General features: G+C 62.8%; 14 protein-coding genes. 4 read left to right on the forward strand and 10 right to left on the reverse strand.

Annotated elements, in window-relative coordinates; genetic code table 11:
* Positions 1–1,045 precede the first annotated feature (1,045 nt).
* Positions 1,046–1,348 carry a hypothetical protein gene (locus KF689_14315; GenBank protein MBX3134553.1) on the forward strand — a complete coding sequence of 101 codons (303 nt, stop codon included), beginning with the start codon at positions 1,046–1,048 and terminating at the stop codon, positions 1,346–1,348.
* Positions 1,349–1,962: 614 nt separating this feature from the next.
* On the opposite strand, the gene KF689_14320 is transcribed toward KF689_14315, so the two are convergent.
* Complete coding sequence (locus tag KF689_14320) at positions 1,963–4,029, reverse strand: DEAD/DEAH box helicase (protein MBX3134554.1); 2,067 nt, start codon at positions 4,027–4,029, stop codon at positions 1,963–1,965.
* A 109-nt stretch (positions 4,030–4,138) separates the two neighbouring features.
* On the reverse strand, positions 4,139–5,017 hold the full coding sequence (locus tag KF689_14325; GenBank protein ID MBX3134555.1) for a protein kinase: 879 nt from the start codon (positions 5,015–5,017) through the stop codon (positions 4,139–4,141).
* Positions 5,018–5,188: 171 nt separating this feature from the next.
* Here KF689_14325 and KF689_14330 point away from each other — a divergent pair, with 171 nt between their 5' ends.
* Positions 5,189–6,226 (forward strand): IS110 family transposase, encoded by a 1,038-nt coding sequence (locus KF689_14330; GenBank protein ID MBX3134556.1) that lies wholly within the window; start codon positions 5,189–5,191, stop codon positions 6,224–6,226.
* 357 nt (positions 6,227–6,583) lie between these two features.
* Here the strand turns inward: KF689_14330 and KF689_14335 are convergent, their stop codons facing one another.
* The 3 genes from KF689_14335 to KF689_14345 all read right to left on the reverse strand — a co-directional run bounded on the left by KF689_14335 (position 6,584) and on the right by KF689_14345 (position 8,230).
* On the reverse strand, positions 6,584–7,099 hold the full coding sequence (locus tag KF689_14335) for a hypothetical protein (GenBank protein ID MBX3134557.1): 516 nt from the start codon (positions 7,097–7,099) through the stop codon (positions 6,584–6,586).
* Positions 7,100–7,207: 108 nt separating this feature from the next.
* Positions 7,208–7,663 carry a hypothetical protein gene (locus KF689_14340; protein ID MBX3134558.1) on the reverse strand — a complete coding sequence of 152 codons (456 nt, stop codon included), beginning with the start codon at positions 7,661–7,663 and terminating at the stop codon, positions 7,208–7,210.
* Positions 7,664–7,774: 111 nt separating this feature from the next.
* Positions 7,775–8,230, reverse strand: coding sequence for a hypothetical protein (locus tag KF689_14345; GenBank protein ID MBX3134559.1), 456 nt, complete (start codon positions 8,228–8,230; stop codon positions 7,775–7,777).
* A gap of 239 nt (positions 8,231–8,469) precedes the next feature.
* Between KF689_14345 and KF689_14350 the strand changes: the two genes are divergently transcribed.
* Positions 8,470–8,814 (forward strand): hypothetical protein, encoded by a 345-nt coding sequence (locus KF689_14350; protein ID MBX3134560.1) that lies wholly within the window; start codon positions 8,470–8,472, stop codon positions 8,812–8,814.
* A 677-nt stretch (positions 8,815–9,491) separates the two neighbouring features.
* Here KF689_14350 and KF689_14355 read toward each other — a convergent pair.
* Positions 9,492–11,201, reverse strand: coding sequence for a phosphoribosyltransferase (locus KF689_14355; GenBank protein MBX3134561.1), 1,710 nt, complete (start codon positions 11,199–11,201; stop codon positions 9,492–9,494).
* The gene (locus tag KF689_14360; protein MBX3134562.1) at positions 11,152–12,201 is read right to left on the reverse strand and encodes a hypothetical protein; all 1,050 of its coding nucleotides are present in this window, start codon (positions 12,199–12,201) and stop codon (positions 11,152–11,154) included. The genes KF689_14355 and KF689_14360 overlap by 50 nt, the downstream gene beginning before the upstream one ends.
* A gap of 1,375 nt (positions 12,202–13,576) precedes the next feature.
* On the opposite strand from KF689_14360, the gene KF689_14365 reads away from it, so the two are divergent.
* Positions 13,577–14,665 carry an IS110 family transposase gene (locus KF689_14365; GenBank protein MBX3134563.1) on the forward strand — a complete coding sequence of 363 codons (1,089 nt, stop codon included), beginning with the start codon at positions 13,577–13,579 and terminating at the stop codon, positions 14,663–14,665.
* Between the two features lie 399 nt (positions 14,666–15,064).
* Here KF689_14365 and KF689_14370 read toward each other — a convergent pair whose 3' ends face one another.
* The 3 genes from KF689_14370 to KF689_14380 form a co-directional block, all read right to left on the reverse strand.
* Positions 15,065–15,802: an NERD domain-containing protein gene (locus tag KF689_14370; GenBank protein ID MBX3134564.1), complete on the reverse strand. Its 738-nt coding sequence runs from the start codon at positions 15,800–15,802 to the stop codon at positions 15,065–15,067.
* A gap of 1,020 nt (positions 15,803–16,822) precedes the next feature.
* Positions 16,823–17,503: a hypothetical protein gene (locus KF689_14375; GenBank protein MBX3134565.1), complete on the reverse strand. Its 681-nt coding sequence runs from the start codon at positions 17,501–17,503 to the stop codon at positions 16,823–16,825.
* Between the two features lie 150 nt (positions 17,504–17,653).
* On the reverse strand, positions 17,654–18,037 hold the full coding sequence (locus KF689_14380) for a hypothetical protein (protein MBX3134566.1): 384 nt from the start codon (positions 18,035–18,037) through the stop codon (positions 17,654–17,656).
* Positions 18,038–18,092: the final 55 nt, after the last annotated feature.

The following is an 18,092-nucleotide window of genomic DNA, read 5'->3' on the forward strand; positions in this document are numbered from 1 at the left end:
CTTCAAATAGCTCATTCGCCGGAGTTAGCCACTCCTGTGCGGGTGCTGAACGCGGCCGCAAGTTAGCACAGGTTACACAAAGCTTCTCAGGTGCAGCACGATCAGCGGCGCACACGTGTCGCCCGCAGGACGTGCATTCAAAACGATGGCGGTCACACGAGCGCCGCTCGCACACTGGGCATTCGTGAGTCCCTGTTAGCGAGAACGCGGCTCCATCGACGTGGCAGGTGGTGCGATGGGACTCGCACGCCTTCTCTCCGCGACGATCGCCGAGTTCGGACAGGTGCCTGTCGCAGTGAAGGGCGAGATCTTCGGCACATATCCCTAAGTGTTCAGCACACGCCATCGCGCCGCAGCTCGAGCACGGTGAGATTTCATCGACCGCGAACACCGCGGTAGGCTCGTACGCACACACCGCCCTGTCATTGACGCACACCAAGCGTCGAGAGCGATCGGTACGCCGGAGGTGCGTCGAGCAGTGAACGTGCCCATCTACTTCGCAACGCGCCTGGTGGTCCTCACACACAACTCGCTCACATGTTGCACACCCCGACACCTCGTCAGGCCCCACCAACTCGTTCGATCCTCCCTCGCAGCGCCGTACACATCGGGCGCAGAAGCGCCTAGCTCCGCGCGGCGCGTCAGCGGCAGAGTGAGAAGCGTGGCTATCGCAGACCTTGTCTCCACAAGTCGCGCACATCGCTATGCAAGAAGTGCAGGCGGGATGCCCTCCATCCTCGCACTCATCCTCGTGCGAACTACAATGTGAGCGGAGGCACGACACGCAGGTGCGAGCGTGTGCGTCGCACGCGGGCTGCGAGTCCACGTGGCAAGCCGCGATTCCGTGCTTCTCACAGAATGAGTCCTCGCACACCGAGCACTCACGATCACACGCAGAGCAGGTCACGTGATCGTGCCGGCAGACCGACACATCCTTCGGAGCCTTCGCGCCACAAGCTGGACAGCCAAAGTGCCAGTGTCTGTCGCCAGCAAGCACGCGCTCAGCAGTCGCCTGTCCACGATGTCCGTTCGAAGTCAGCGTCCAATGCGCCCGTTGAACCAGCACCTGCCATTCGGTAAGCTGAACTGGGTGGACGACCGCACGTACGTCATGGCGATCGCGTTCCTCTGCGAGCCGCCTGTCGCGCTCAGCCTCGAACACGCGCCTCGCATCACGATCGGGGATGGCAGTTCCGCGGCCGCCGCCCTCCTCCAGCATAGACTGATAGTATCGCTGAATGCGACCACTCTCGTGGGTGAACTCCCGCTCGGCCTTCTGGCGCAGGCGCTCGATCTGGGGCTCCAACGCAACCCTCAGATCCCCAAGCATACGGCTCACGAGATCTGAAGCGGGCATCGCGGTCGCTACTGGCGGTCCCTGAATCAGGGCGCGAGACTGCGCAGATAAGAGCTGACGCTCACACTCGGTGGCGATGTCCGCGCCCAGCGCGACTCCTGAGACTGTGTCATACACCTGGCTCTCCACCAGATGCTCCTCGAGCGTCGCCCCTGCGCGAACTGCGACACGAGCGGTAAGGCGCCCCACACGATGAATCGCGATGGATGACTCGGCTTCAGCGGCCTGGCCACGCTTCACAGATGCCGGAAGCGAGGGTTGCGCACTCGCCTCGGCCTCCTGAGCGCCCACAGAGCCGGCAAAGTAGCGCGCGCCGCGCCCACGGACCGCGGCGATGAGCTGCTCAACAAACGCGCTGCCGACGATGGCCATCTCGGCGTCGGCATCCGCTTGGATTGCCTCAAGTGAGAAAGCCAGCCGCACATTCGAGCGGTTTCCGAACGTGCGGCGATCAGCAACCGGGATCGTCAGCTCATACAAATGCGGTGAGAGTTCGGTGAGCGAAGCACCCGTATGTGCGGCGTAGCGATCAATCAGATCACGAACGTGGCGGTCCCCGAGCGTCTCGTGTTCGAGGCCTTCGGGGTGGCTCGACGCACCTTCGCTCACGAGGACGCTCGCACGAGGGGCGCCTCCGCATCAGCGTCAATCTCAATGAGCATCATAGGTAGCGAGTCCGCCTTCACCATCAAGTGGACTGCCCGCTGCCGGTGTGTCAGGCCAGAGATGCGATAGACGGGCCCGTACTCTCTCACGTGATCCTCCTCCACGTGCGCGTGCTCAAGCGCCTCCAGAATCTCGTTCTCGTGAAGGCCAATTGCTTGACGCCGAGAGTCGACGCCCTGCTTCTTCTCGAGAAGCCGTGTTCCATAGCCAAGACGAACACGCGAGGCAGGCGGCAAGTGCCGAAACTCGCGTTCAAGCCGCATCGCATTGTCATCTGCCGCAATATCGGAATTCAGCTGCTCTTGGAGCAATCCCTCGTCACGGCTCGCAGTGATCCGTTGCCCAATACCATCGATGAGACGCTCAAACTCTTCCTCCGTACCGGCCTCGAGGAACTTGGTCGTCAGTTCGGTCTCAAGTGCGTCAGCCCCTCCAAACTCGCCAAGAATGACATCGAGCTCCCCGACGACCAACTCGAACAGCTTGATCTTCTGGTCAAGGAGCTTGAGCACGTGCGCCTCAATCGTCTGCTCAGCGGCCAGGTTGATGATGTGCGCGTCCCTCGTCTGACCAATCCGGTGGATGCGGCCGATACGCTGCTCGACAATCATTGGATTCCAGGGCAACTCATAGTTCACCAGAACATTGCAGAACTGGAGATTCAACCCCTCAGTGCCAGCGCGCGTCGATACAAACACGGCGTCAGGAGTGTTCTTGAACGCGTTCAGGCGCTTCACTCGCTCGTCTCGGGAAAGTCCCCCTTGATAGATCACGGCGCGTCGCCCAAGCGATTCCACCGACTGTCGAATCAGATCCAACGTTGGCAAATGCTCGGAGAATACGATGACCTGCTCAGTGTGCGTCCCGAGGAGGCGCTCTAGAGTCTGGAGCTTAGCGTGCTCGCTTACATCACGAGCGAAGCTCGCTAGCTTCAGCGCGTGCTGCCGGTACTCTGGAGTGATGAACTCACCCTCAGCCATTCGCTCCAGCGAAACGCCAAGTGCGGTGGACGATGAACATAGCCGCCGACAGAGGCGCATAAGCTCTAAAGTGAGAATCCCTTTTCCTGTGTTGCGCTTTCGCCGCGCTCGATCTTCCTCTGCCTCTTCTCGCGATGGCTGGATGAAGCCCTTCCGATAGAGCTCTCGTAGGTAGCCAACCGAAGCCTGATACAACGCGCGCTCTGGCGGAGTCAACCGAGTGATTGGGTGCAGCGGTATTCGCTTGGGCAGTTCGAGCGCGTGAGCGACGCTAGAGCGACGAGTGCGGACCATGACCTGAGAGGTCAAGTCTTTGAGCGCGCCCGGGTCTTTCACGCGTCGCCGATCGCCTCTCACGAGATAGCGCTGCGCGAACTCTGTCCAAGTCCCTAGCTGTCCCGGGCGCAGCAAGGTGATGAGGTTGTACAGTTCACGGAGGTCGTTCTGAAGGGGCGTCGCGGTCAGCAGGAGGATGTAGTTTCGCCGAATCTCTTGAATAAACTTGTACGTCGCCGACGACTCGTTTTTAAGCTTGTGCGCTTCGTCAAGGATGACGAGGTCCCATTGGTGACGGAGGATGGCCTCACGATGCTTTTTGGTACGAGCTCGGTCGTACGAGGCGATGCCCCGTGTAACGCGCCGCCATTCGTCGGGGCCCGTGGGCGCATCGAAGTTCTCAAAGAACTTTGATTCCAGCTCGCCCTGCCACTGATCTACGAGCGCTGCTGGCGTGAGAATCAGGATGCGCCGAGCCAGTCCGCGGACGACGAGCTCTTTTAGAATGATGCCCGCTTCGATGGTCTTTCCGAGCCCGACCTCGTCGGCGAGGAGCGCGCGCCCTCCCATCTGGCGGAGAACGGTAAGAGCGACATCGATCTGGTGCGGCAGCTCCTTTATGGTATTCGCGTTCAGCGTGATTAGGGAATCGAATCCTGGAACAAGAGACAGGCGTTCCGCCGCGCGGCGCAGGTCGAACCATTCACGGCTGTCAGGTTCCCGCTGAAGAGCGCTGGAGAACTGGGCCAATGATGTCTCGTCGACTGTCCACAACTGGGTAAGTGTTCGCATGGGTGTCGTGGGAACTCGCGGACTCATCGCGAGCGTCGGCTGCAAGCGTCGTTATCTGGCGCGCGCACTACTCGGCAGGTGAGTTGAGATCGCGCCACATCTCCAGTGATGAAGCTGTGCGGTAGACCGCATGCCGGCGAAGCGCCTTCTCGAGGGCAAAGTTATAAGGGGCGGGAAGCGTTAACGCGAGAGCGCGCGGAGCTCCCGCAAGGACCTCCTCAACTGTGAAGCTGAGCTCCTTGCCGAGCGCTAGCTGGAGAAAGAGTAGCCCCAAGTGATAGATGTCCACCCGATAGTCAATCGGGCCGAACTCATCGGGGTCAAGAACCTCAGGCGGGAGCATCCACTGCGCGCGAGTATTCTCAACGCGCAAGTCTCCCGCGACCTTTGCGACGCCGAGATCCGCCAGCTTGAACTGAATCGCCTGATACTCATCCGGGGCGACCTCGTCGTACGCGTACGAGGTAAAAACATTGCCCAGGTGAATGTCTTGATGAACGAGGCCGGCACCGTGAACGTGTGCGACAGCCTGCAGAATGCAGCGCGCAACCGGACGTCCCCAGTCTCCCACCAAATAGTCAGGCAGTGAGAAAAGGGAGGAAACCGGCTCCTCGCAGCGCTCCGTGACAATGTAGAATGTGTCCCGATACTCAAAGGCATCGTACACGAACGTGATGAACGGGTGGCGCAGAAAAAGCAGTTTCTGAAACTCGGCCTCTGCCTTTGCGCGAACTTCCTCGTACGATCCGACCGGCTTTAGTACCTTCGCGGCCAGCTGATTGTCCCATACGTCAGTGCAGGCGTATGCGACACCGAAATGGCCCTCGCCAAGCTGCTCACCCATGACAAAGGTGTTGCCGGTGGCGAGGCTAGTGATGACCTCTCCGGGCTCGGGAACCACTACACGCTTCAGCTCACCCAGTGGTCCTGAGACTTCCTTTGACACTGATCCTCTCCGGTCCAGATAACGTGTGCTTCTGCTGCGAGCGCTTCCATAGTTGGTATGAAGCGGCGGCTGGACCTCCGCCCATCCACGGGTGCAAGGTTCTGCCCCATACCATCTACCGTGCTCGCCGTCTCGCGACGGGGCACACTGCGGAGGCCAGCCGCCATGGATATGATAGGCATCGATCTCCACAAGCGCGAGAGCCAGCTCTGCATCCTCGACGGGCAGGGCGGCGTCACCGAACGACGCATCGTCACGAGCCGTGACCGCTTCACCGCGGTGCTGGGCGCGCGTCCGCCCGCGCGGATCCTCGTCGAGGCGTCGACCGAGAGCGAGTGGGTCGCGTGTCACCTGGAGGCGCTGGGCCACGCGGTCGTCGTGGCGGATCCGAACTTCGCGCCGATGTACGCCACGCGCAGCCGCCGGGTGAAGACGGACAAGCGCGATGCGCGGACCCTGGCTGACGCGCTCCGGCTCGGCGCCTATCGTCCGGCGCACCGCGTCTCGGCGGCGCGGCGGCATGTGCGCGCCGAGTTGGCGGTGCGCGAGGCCTTGGTCCGCACACGCACGCGATGCATCGCGCTCGCCAAGGCCCTCGTGCGCCGCGACGGCCTGCGCGTGCCGAACAGCACGGCCGCGTGGTTTGTCGAACGACTCACCGCGCTCCCGCTCTCGCCGGTGCTGGCGGCCGAGCTCGCGCCGCTGGTCGCGATCCTCGCGCCGCTGAACGTGCAGATCGCGGCCGCCGACGCGCGCATCGCGGCGCTCGGGCGGACGGACCCGATCGTCGCGCTGCTGCAGACGGCCCCCGCCGTCGGGCCGGTGACGTCCAGCGGCATCGTCGCGATCGCGGATGACATCGGCCGGTTCCCGTCGGCGCACCAGTTCGAGGCCTTCCTCGGGTTGGTGCCCGGGGAGCGGAGCTCGGGCGAGAAGCGGCGACTCGGCCACATCACGAAGGCGGGCAACCGGCGCGCGCGCTATCTCCTGGTCGAGGCGGCGTGGCGCATCCTCCGCTCCAAGTCAAGCGACACCGCGGTGTTGCGGGCGTGGGCGCAGCGCATCCTGCATCGCCGCGGCACGAAGATCGCGGCGGTCGCGCTGGCGCGGCGGCTCGCGGGCATCCTCTATGCGATGTGGCGGGACCAGCGGGCGTACGACGCGGGCCACCTGCGGACGCCGCAGCCCGTGCCGGCGTCCGCCGCATGATCGATGGGTAAGGGCAGGACCTGCGTGGGATCGAGATGACTGAATCGGGAGTGGTGAGCGCGACGCATTTTATGGCCGCAGGTGAGAGCCGCCCCATAGTTGGCGCCACCATTCCTTCGCAGACCCCAATGCGCCGAGGCCTCGGGCCTCACGAGCGAGCGCGAACAGAAGGATGAGCAGCACCTCGAGCAGCGCAGGCACAACTGAGTCGTGCAACAGCGTCAACGCACCTGGGGCTTGACGCGGGCCGCCGCTTCACAGAAAAATGCGGTTGTGGGGCCGCTGCCGTCCTTCCGCATCGTGGAGCAGGGGCCCCACAACCGCTACCGGATCTGCGCTTGTCGGCAGCAAGCGTCGTTATGGCGCAGGAGCCCGCTGCGCGCACTCATCGAGGACGGCAATCACCGTGTCGAGCACGGCGACAACGTCCCACAACTCATCATCGTCGAGCGCGGGGTCGTCGTCCACGCCGGGGTCATCGGAATCCTTGCCAATGACCGCATCGAAGACGGCGGCAATCAGGTGCGGCTGCGGCGACCCATGGAACATCTGCTCGGCTGGATAGCCGGCGTCGACGAGGGCCGCGGCGTCCGCGATGCGCTTTTCGGACCGCTCAAACTGCGCCGAGATCTGATCTTCGGTGGCGGGCCGGGTTCCGGGGCGATGCTCGCGGTAGATCTCGTAGCACGCAACCATGCAGTCTCGGGCGACTTCCTGCGCGTCCTCGCCGAGGTGGTGCGTGAAGCCGAGCACGAAGCCGGTCAGCTCGTCTTGAAAGGGGCCGGACCTAGCCTCGAGCTTCGCCCACTCCTTCGGCGAACTCCGCATCACGCGCGTCCAGGTCGCAGATACCTGCGCCGGTGTGAGTTTCATCTATTCGTCAGGTAGTCGCCATAACGTTCGCTTCTGCTGCGGACACTCCAATAAGATGCGCCGGCGTAGCCGGCGCTTCAATATCGTGGCCGTCGGCAGCAAGCAGCGTTATGCGGCCGGTTCGCGAAGTGGCGTGCCAAGGGCGCGGAGGACGGCCCCGGCTCTCTCAGCACGAATTGCATTGCTGCATGAACCCATGTTGATCCGTAGGTTCCGATCCGCATCGTCGAGCAGGATAAGCCAGCGCTCGCCGACAGCTAGGCGACCCCCGCACAAGCCCTCCGTCGTGAAGAGCCACACCGAGGTGGTGTCCGGAACGAGGCCCTTCCAGACCTGGCGCGAGGCGACGCGGACGTGCTGCGCCGGAAACGGGTGGCGAGCGTCGGGGTGCATGAGACGCGCGGTGTCGGATACAGCAACGACTTCGGCGATAAAGATCTCACTCGAATTGCGGATGCGCTCGTCGAGCGAGAGCTGAACGACGCAAGTGCATCGGAGCTCATCTACAGCCTCGCACTGAGGGGGTACGAGGCCCAGCAGGCCGATCAGGATCAGCTGTTTCAATGGTGGCCCTCATTCCGAGGTATCTTGGACCGCATAACGCCCCGCCGATAACCTGCGGGCGCCGAAGGCGACCGTCAGGTTCATCGGCTTGTTAGCCAGACCCGCTTCGTGTCAAGACCCCGCTGTGCGACTTGTGGTTCGTCCCCAACCGGCCAAGAGCGGGATAGCCACTATCAGCGCGTAGTAGAGGTGGACAGCGGGCTTGTAGTACCCGTCCGCAGGCCTGAACGCCATGACGATGAACAGGTAGTCACCGAGCACCGCGATGAATAGCCAAACGAGCGCGACGAGCGCGAAATAGGCCAGCGTGCTGCCTCGAAGTTTCTTGAAAGCGACCCAGAACGTGATGGCCGCCCCAATCGGAGCAATGATCCATCCGATAAGGTTCACCGGCACGAGAAACACAAGGATGATGCCGAGGACATAGCCGATGAGCCAGAGGACAAATCCCCAGCCGAGGCTGTCCCGCACTAATTGCCTATTCATACCTTCGTCCTCGTGCGCGATTGGTCCGGGCCGTTCTGTTCCCACCACTTCAGCACTCGCAACGCGCGAAGAGTGTTCCACCGGCTTGGCGCATCGATGGGTTCAAGCTCAAAGAACGTCTTCCCTTTGTACGAGTACTCCAAGAACCAGCGACCGTCCTCGCGCTGCCGTGAGTGAACGATATCGATCGCCTCTGATAGGCGAGGGTCGCGAGGCGCATCGACCGCCTGGAAGTAGTCAAGAGCCCGGAGAATGTCGTAGTGCCAACGCGGTGGGAACACAAAGCGCTTGAAATCGGACTTGATGACATTCCCAGTCCGATGCGATCTGAACAGCCGATGAGCCAACAGGAACTCGCGACCGCGCTCTGCGGCCGTCTGCGCTCGCGCATCGCCTCCGCAGTGGAGTTCGAAGAGGCGGAGGCCTTCGAGCACGCAGATTGTCGTGTTCATCGAAGCGTGTGTGGCACCGAGCGGGAGTCTACAGTTCCATCCCCCGTCGGGCATCTGCACCCTGAAGAGATGGTTCGCGATGGTTTGGATGCGCGCATCGTCAATCCTGAAATGGGACAGGATGGAGAGCACCATCCCTGTGATGCACGTTTCGCTCTGGTCGTGCCTTCCGTAGTTGATACCGCCGTCTTGCCGGAGCCCGGCCTCGAGTAGGAGTCCGCACGCTCTTCGTGCCTGCGGATTGTCTGCCGCCAAGCCAAAATCGCGGAGCAGGAGCATCGTGTATGTTGTGGACGTCCACTTCGGTCCGTAGAGTCCCCCGTCAGCTGAAGCGCCACTGCCAGTCCTTCTGCCCCACGTGCCTTCCGGGTCTTGCATAGCAAGCAACCGAGCGCCCCAACCAACTACTGCAACTCTATTGCGCTCCCGCTCCAAAACCCGCGGCGACGGCCTGGCGAAATCGCTAAGGGTTTGCCACCGAATCGCTGGATCTCCGTCGAGAAGCCAACGGATCACTCTGCGCGGTTGCTCCGTCACTGCTGCCAAGGCTCCGTCTGATGTTCCATCGGTGTGGGTCTGGCTAACGTGTGCTTCTGCTGTGAACGCTCAATAAGAAGGGTTTGGCGGGGCGTCCGCAACCAGCCGTCCCCATCACGGACGCCCCGCCAAACCCACTCCGCACCGCGTTCATCAGCAGCAAGCGTCGTTATGGCGCGCGCCTATACAGATAGCGGGAAAGGCGAGATCCATGGCACACGAACGGCTTCTGTTCGCGTGACGATGAAGGGCAGTAGCTGTCCCAAGCGTCTCATGCAAGCACGCGGATGCTGAAACAAATGGATATAGCCTGGGACTGCACTTAGCGTATGCGCGAGAAGGAAATGTCGCACTCAAGTCTCTCGCTCAACGAACACCTCGGCTGACCGACACACATCACAGTGTCCGTCCGAGCCCTCTTCCCAGTAACTGATGTCCCGAGCGGTACTTAGTACGTCAACAGAGATGTCGTCCACGTCGCGAAATAACGCTTCAGCATCGCCAGCGAGAAGAAGAGCAAAAATGTGTACGACGGGCGCAGGGCCGCCCCGAGCGCGAAGTCGCAGTACGGTCTCGGCCGCTGCCGATCCGGTTCCTACAAGGTCGTCCACGACTAGTACCCTTGCTGGAGTTGCATCTCCGAGATCCATCTCGTAGTCGGTGGTCGCGGACTGCGTGCCAGGCTCTGCAGCAGCTGAGCTCGACGCGAACGTATATGTAAAGGGAACCCTGAGTGACAAGCCGATGATGCTCGCCATCTGAGCGCCGCAGGTTCCAACGCCAATCACGCGCTCGATGCCAACATTCCGATAGTGTTCTGCGGCTCCGCGCCCGAGATCGCTGAGGAACTGGCCGTCACCGAGCAAGTTGCCGAAACGATAGTAGCGATTGCAGTGCCATCCCGTTCGCAGCGCAGTATGTGCGGCGCTGTCCAGAAGGCGACCGCTCGCCTCGCACTCGCTAATCTTGTTGGCCGCGCGCGAGAGAAAGGAATTGCTCCCAGCGATGGTACTAGCCCGCGTCGCGGGGCCCTGCGGTGTCGCCGCTTGCTGCCTCCGCATGGAAGAGATGTACGTACGCAGTCGCACAGGGAAGTGCTCGATTGCGTGCAATCGGTGATCGGCGATTCGGACATCGACGAGTGCTGGGCGGTTCTGCCCCACTCTTAGGAACGGCTTGACGCGTTCAGCCTCTTCGCGCATCCGACGCACGCGGTAATGGTCAATGAGAAAGCGAATGCCGTCAATCTCATCCTCCTTCGCCGCATCCGGGAAGCGCGGAAACAACAGGATTCCAACTCCCGCGGTAGCATCGATGCGTACGTCGTGGATGTAGTAGCAAGCCGCCCAGTGGGAGAGAGTGAGATCATCAAGCGCGTCGGAGGTTAGACGCGAATAGTCATTAATTCGTGAGTAGTCGTTGTCGATCTCGTCGGCGAGCCTCAACGCCGCCGCAAGCAGCTTTGCACGCAGCGGAAAGTCCTGCAACCCAACGTCGTCCTCTGCTAGAGAGACAACCGCATTCCATGTCTCATCACCGCTGTGAGCCGCACCAATCTTGGCAGCGGTTCCGAACAGCGAATTGTACGGTAACGCATGTCGCAGCGTTGGAATCCCGTCTCCCGGCGCCGACGCAAGCGCACGCCGAATCAGTGAAATGCAATTCGGCGCGTGTCGTCGCCGCGATTCCTCGAGGCCGAGGCGCGTGGACGTGGGCTCGTAGTGATCCCACTGCATCCCCGTATCGTGGATTAGCGCGGCTACGGCGAGGGTCGCACGCTCGAGGTCGCTCAGCTGCTGCTCGCGCGGATGACCCGACAGCACCTTGCCGAGGATCAAGAGCGCACGCCTTAGCACGCTGTATGAGTGCGATAGGCCGTGGTCAACAAACTGAGTGTGCATCGGAGTCGCCCAGATCGACGCGGAGTAGTCATACGCGAACTCGATCCAACGATTAAGATGGATTCCACCGGGCATGTGCGGATTCGACACACCCGCCTGATTCACAAAGTCTTCACGCTGTCTCATCAGCCTTGTCGGGAACGAGTGAATCTGAATGAGCACGCCGGAGATACTGTATGCGATTTCCAGGCCAGCACAGTGAGTCAAGCCGTCGTCCTTCTACCAATATCGGTCGTGCTATATCGAGATCATACAGGGCAATCACCCTTACCACTTGGCCATCGTTGACGATTGCCAACAGTTGAAGCAGGTCAATCTCTCGCCCAGTGGAGATGACGTCCTCAATAACAACGACATGTTCTCCTCTCGATATGGCATCGCGCAGTCGAGTGGGTGAGAGGAACGGAAAAGGGCCGAGCCGGTCAACTACTGCAACTCGGACTTGTGGACCAAGAAGTGCCTGCATCAAGGTCGCAAGCACTGCGGACGTGTTGTTTCCCGTAAGGATGGTCAAATGCTGGTAGTCTTCGCGGAAGTCGTCGGTATATGCTCTCACAAGCAGGTAAGCAATCTCCAAGGCACGCTCGTGACCCGTAGTCAGGATACGCTTTACGTCAATCCAAGTGTTTGCGAGAGTGCTGTCGGGCATCCTGCGGTAGCGCCGTCCCTCAGGCGGAGCACGAAGCACTTCTGTCGTTAGCAGCGAAGCGAGATAATCATTGAGCCAAGCGCGTCGTAAGTCCCGAAAGCTCGCGCCGTGATCAAGCACGTTGCCCGGAGCGCGCCCGGATCCCCCAAGAATCTCGACTACGCGTGCCTCGGGTGATGAATCGACCGCGACAATCGTGCAGGGCTGAGCAGACGCTATCCCTGAGTTGCGAACGAGAAGTGATTGCCGCAGGACCAACACAATGGGCCGCGCGGATGCAAGCAACTCAATTGGCCGAAGGCGCTCACGATCCGACAAGCTTTGGACGCAAGTCAGGTCGACGAATACGGTGTAGTCTTCGGGTTGCTGCCGGATTGCAGCTTCCAGCACCTGCAAGTCGCGCTCTTGGCCGTAGTTCAGTCTTGTCCTGTAGAGCGGTTCCGACGATTCATCGTGTATAGCTTCGCGCAGTGCGACGTGCAGCGCGTCTACAATGAACAGACGCTCTAGCATCTATCGTCTCCTCTGCGCGGAGTCCGGTACCACAAAGTCGATGAGAATCTGCGTGCCCGGCAGGAATGGTACGCTTCGCGCGGGAAGTGTCTCGATGCGACCGGCGAGACCATCAACTGAGCCAGTACGAGTGCCTTCATCAAGGCGCAACTCAAGTCCGCCAGAGCGGAGGACGAATCGGCCTCCCCAGCGAACCACCGTCTGCGCAACATGGAAGAGCCCTGGAACGCGCGGTCGGTAGTAGCGAAGCAGCAGCGCGGCGTGCAACGGAGATGGGGCTGAGAAATCGAGTGCTTGGCGATCGAGTGTCTCAGCGACCCCACTTCCAGAGTCGGTAATCGCAAGACGCACGAGAGTGTGTCGAATTGCTTGTAGTGCGAGAAAACCTGATGTCCGTCCGCTCCAGCCGACGAGATTCTTCAGAATGTTGTGAATGGCGTGAGCTAAGATGCCCGCCCATTCGGAGGCGTCACTTGTTGGATCTAGGCCCAAGCGTCGAAGCATTACTCCCGAGAGTAGCAGGTCATCGAGAGAGTGCTGTACGTGCGAGATCGAAGCCAGTGAATCAAGACGCGTGAGCCTTGGTCGCCCTAGAATAAAACTGTCATCAGGGCGGCCACTCCAATCGATTAGTTCCTCTCCGTCCAGAAAGGCGACGCGCGACGCGGCATGGAGGAAGCCGCAACGGAGCAGCTCTGACTGCTGTCGCTCGGACGCTGGGAGTCGACACACAATGGGATGTCCCCGATCGAATGTTGACTCGAAGAGCGACGCCAAGAGAGTGAGGCCATCGACGTTGAGATAGTCGAATCCGCCAATATCTACTCCAACCGTAGGGCTGTCGCCCGCCGCATGCTCGAACGTTGGTGCGCGCACAAGAAGGGACTGAATCTCTCGTTGCCGGGCAAGTGCGCTAACGACGTCCCAGCCGAGGCGCTTGCTTGAGCTCGAAGAGGCAAACTTGAGAAGCGAGAATACACGTGACACCGAGGAGGCCTCCCCATTGAAACGGCGGACGGTCGCAAAGATGCGAGCAAGGGAGCTGCGATTGCGAAGAGCCCGAACTCTATTGCGCCACCAACGTAGCAGCGCAGTGCGCGGAAGGATAGTTTGGGCTGAGGCGCCCGACGCACGGAGTAAACACTGAGCACACCAGGTCCGTGGGTCAGAAGCGCATCGCAGTATTTCGAGCTCATCCAGTCGCCATAGAAGTTATGACTGGGCTGGCCCCCCGACCTCTCGTGGGTTAGCTCCCCGAGTGCGTCGGAGGTGCCAGAGCCACTGGCGACGGTGCGTCGCCCTTCCTGCAACGGAGGACCAGCCCATGTCATCGGTTCCTGCAGCAGCTGCCTCAACTATCTGGCTTGGCTGGGATGTGCACAAGGCCTCGGTCACGTCGGCGGTGCTGCGCGACGGCGCGGCCCAGGCCGAGTGCGTGGACCGGCTCCCGAATGCGCTGCCGAAGCTCGAACGCTATGTGCGGCGCTGGCAGCGCGAGGGGACGGTGCGCGTGGTCTACGAGGCGAGTAGCGCGGGCTTCGTGCTGCAGCGCGCGTGCGCGGCGTGGGGCGTGGCGTGCGACGTGATCGCGCCGTCGCTGATGCCGACGCGGCCCGGCGTGCAGCGCAAGCACGACCGCTATGATGCGGTGCAGCTCGCGCGGCTGCACCGCGCGGGGGAGCTCACGCCGGTGCGGGTGCCGGCGGCCGCCGAGGAGCGGGTGCGTGACCTCGTGCGGCTGCGGACGACGCTGCAGCGCGAGGTGATGCGCTCGCGGCACTACGTGCTGAAGTTCCTCACGCGGCGCGGCTGCGCGTACGGCGCGAAACCCTGGACGCCCGCGCACCACACGTGGCTGGCGACGCTGCTGCGGGCGCCCGCGTCGCCCTTGGAGGCGGAAGACCGCGAGATCCTGCAGGAGCACCTGGCGCTGCTGGCGTACAAGGAGGGGCGCCGCAGCGCACTCGACCAGCGCGTGGCGGCGCTGGCGGCGACGCCGGCCTATGCGCCGCTGGTCGGGCGCCTGGGCTGCTTCCGGGGGATCGACACCTTGGCGGCGATGGTGCTCGCCACGGAACTCGGCGACTGGCGGCGCTTCGCGTCGCCGCGCGCGCTGATGAGCTACGTGGGGCTCGTGCCGCGCGAGCACTCGAGCGGGGAGCGCGAGCGCCGCGGCGCGCTGACCAAGGCGGGGAACGCGCACGTGCGGCACGTGCTGGTGCAGGCGGCGTGGAGCTATCGGCACCTGCCGCGCGTGGGCAAGCGGCACCAGCAGCGGCAGGCGGGCCAGCCGGCGGCGGTGATCGCGCACGCGTGGAAGGCGCAGCATCGCCTGTACAAGCGCTACCACCGGTTGCAGGACGGCCACGCGCGCCAGGTCGCGGCGGTGGCGGTGGCGCGGGAGTTGATCGGGTTCCTGTGGGCGGTGATGCGCGAGGAGGCGCCGCCGCACGCACAGGCGTAGGAGACAGCTCGGCTCGGGTTCCAGCGGCACGATAGGGAGGACGCGCGGCACACGTTATCGGGTAGCGCTCGCGAGAGCGTGGATCCCCGCGCATAGAACGCGCCTGCTCCGGACGAATCCACTTCGTGCCGCTCCGGTCTCCTGGAGACTGACCGGCGTATAGCAGCAGGATTCATCGTCGAAGCCGCCGCTGGGATCCGAGCCCCTCGCTTCACCACCCTCGACGCGGGAGCGCCGATGTAGCTCGTGCCCTTGACGGATGCCCAGTCATAGCAACGTGTGCTTCTGCTGTGGACGCTCATATAAAAAGGGTTGGGCGGGGTGGCCGCAACCAGCCCAGGTCATCACGGCCACCCCGCCCAACCCATCCTTAGCTGCGGCCATCGGCAGCAAGCATCGTTATTCGGCCTCGCGCCCAAATCGTCGGCGTAGACTCTCCACGTGCTCGATGTCGGTCTGCCCGCTCAGCGCCAAGCGGCCGGTCTCCAACCGACCAACCGCATACTGCATCTTGTTGAGCGCGATGCGTTCGGCGCTCCGCTGCCTGAGATACTCCGTCAGCTGGTCGACGTGCACCACGCCGGCCGGCACATCAGTCTTGAACTCCGCGCTCCCGGTGAAGACGACGACCGACTCGATGGCCTCCCGCGGCAGGAACTCCAGTAGGTTCTGCACGGCCAGCACGTGGCGGAAGTTCTGGTGGATTGGGTTCTGGAACTTGTACTTCCGCCGGAAACGCACGCTGGTCCAAGTCTTGTCAGCAGCGTTCGCGAAGAGCCAGCCATTGTAATCCTTGGTCTCGATCACGAAGACGCCGAAGCGCGAGACGAGGATGTGGTCCACCTGCGTCGTCCCGTCGTCCATGCGAAGGGTGACATGATTCATCAAGTGGTAGTCTGGTGCGCGGAAGTTCCGAGACAGCACCTGCGACACCAGTGACTCACCGGAGTTCTGAAAGGTCGGGAAGCGCCACGCGCCAAACCGCCGAAATCCCCCTTCTGTGGTCCGTCCCCGTCGGCCGATAAGGAAGCCAAGCGCCGCCGCCGCTCCGAGCAGGATGTAGAGGATCGAGCGCTCGGCTGCATTGAGCGCCTCGAAGAACTCTCGGAACGGGAGGATGACGAGATCGTAGAGCAACGATGCCTGGCCTCGCGCGGGGCTAATCAGCCGCTATCCGACGCGCGGCACTCTCTGGTCCGAATAACGTACGCTTCTGCTGCAGGTGCTCCAATAAAACGCGCGGGCGTAGCCCGCGCTACCAAGTGCACCTGTCGGCAGCAAGCCGCGTTATGCGGAGGTTCTCGGCTGCACCGCGATTCGGCGCCCTGCGCTACGCATTGGGATCCGGTCGCCGACGCCGCGCGCGGATCCTTCCGTACGGACCACCTGAGGTGCCGTGGGGGGCGCGCACGGGAAGCCAGCGTTTCGTGGCGACGCCTCGGAAGCTTCGTGGACTCGGACCCTGCCGCATAACGTACGCTTCTGCTGCAGGTGCTCCAATAAAACGCGCGGGCGTAGCCCGCGCTACCAAGGGCACCTGTCGGCAGCAAGCCGCGTTATGCGGAGGTGTTCGGAAGCGCCGCGATTCGGCGCCCTGCGCTGCGCGTTGGGGTCCGGTCGCCCACGCCGCGCGCGGAACCTTCCGCACGGACCACCTAAAGTGTGTTGGGGGGCGCGCACGGCGAGCCGGCGTTTCGTCGCGACGCTTCGGAAGCTTCGTGGACTCGGACCCTGCCGCATAACGTACGCTTCTGCTGCAGGTGCTCCAATAAAACGCGCGGGCGTAGCCCGCGCTACCAAGGGCACCTGTCGGCAGCAAGCCGCGTTATGCGGAGGTATTCGGCAGCGCCGCGATTCGGCGCCCTGCGCTCCGCGTTGAGGTCCGGTCGCCCACGCCGCGCGCGGAACCTTCCGGACGGACCACCTCAAGTGTGTTCGGGGGTGCGCACGGCGAGCCGGCGTTTCGTCGCGACGCCTCGGAAGCTCCGCGGACTCGGACCCTGCCGCATAACGTGTGCTTCTGCTGCGGACGCTCCAATAAGAGGGTTGGGCGGGGCGGCCGCAAGCAATCCTAGGTCACAGGCGGACGCCCCGCCCAACCCAATCCGCACCTGCGGCCGTCGGCAGCAAGCGTCGTTATGCGCCGGCGTCGAGAGCTCAAGACTGCATCACGGCGGGAATCCCGTCGCCGCGGACCGCCAGCACTGCACCGGTAGCATCGAAGTACACCTTACGCTCGTGGTCGAAGCCGATGGCACAAAGCATTCCACAGCCATAGTACCAACGCAGCGCAAGGTGAACCACGTGCGCGGTGCCCGGCGGTGACTCTGCGTCCGGCTGATGCACGGTTGCTGAGTACTCAAAGGTCCCGACGTGCTGCGCACCCGGCTCGTACTTCGCATACGGATTCGGCCCAGCCGCGATCGCGCGGAGGCGAGCGGAGTAGTATGAAACAGAAGCTCCAGTGACGGCGAAAGGCGTGAGCACGTCGCCGTAGTCGTCCCACCACCACCGCTCTCCCGGGCGCTGTGCGATTCTTCGCAGACGTTCTCGCACAATTGGTCGGCGCTCTTCGCGCGCCGCCGCAAGGATGGAGTCGCGGAGCGGGAAGAGGCGCTCGGCCAGGTCAATGAGACGCCGCTCGTGTGCATTCGCCGCAGTACGTGCGATGCGAAGCGTGAAGCCACGCGCAACCTGTTCCGCAACCGCCGAATCGGGCAGGATTGCAGCCGAGCCGACGTAGTACCCGCCCGGAATCTGCCCTGAGGCAGCAGAGGCAACGAGAAAGATCATGGGCGTGAGAAGCTTGAACGTCACCGATCTCTCCTTCGTGCGCATAACGTTGGCTTCTGCTGTGGACGCTCTAACAAAATGCGTGGGTGGGGCGCTCGCTAGACCCGCCTAGGGCACAATGCGAGCGCCCCACCCACGCTTCCGCACCGCGGCCATCGGCAGCAAGCACCGTTAGCTGGCGGCGCGCCGAACTGCCTAGAGCTTGCTCGGAACCGTGGCGTACGCGACGCGCACACTCGTTCTCGCGTTCCGCGCCGCTGTGCGCGCAAATCCGAACTCGAGGACGTCGGCGCCCTTGGCGCCAGGGATCGTGTGGTCGATTGCCTCGGATGAGATCTCGCTTGGGAGCTCCGCGTTCACGCCGGACGCGACCAGACGACCGGAGGCGTCCTGCACTAGCCAGAGTCCGGCCTCCGGTGCCGATGCGACACGGGCGAGTTCCTCCGCGTGCTTCTGCGCGGCCTCTGCGAAGGCGCCGGTGGTGCCGACGGGCAGGTACGCGTGCTCATCGACCGGAGCCGGGGCACACGCTGCGAGCATCGAAGCGAAGGCAATCGTTGGCATCAGGAGCTTCCGCATTCCACAACTCCGGGAAGAGGGTTGTTCACGTCCAGCTAACGTGTGCTTCTGCTGC

It is taken from the genome of Gemmatimonadaceae bacterium (assembly GCA_019637355.1).
GTDB lineage: Bacteria > Gemmatimonadota > Gemmatimonadetes > Gemmatimonadales > Gemmatimonadaceae > Pseudogemmatithrix.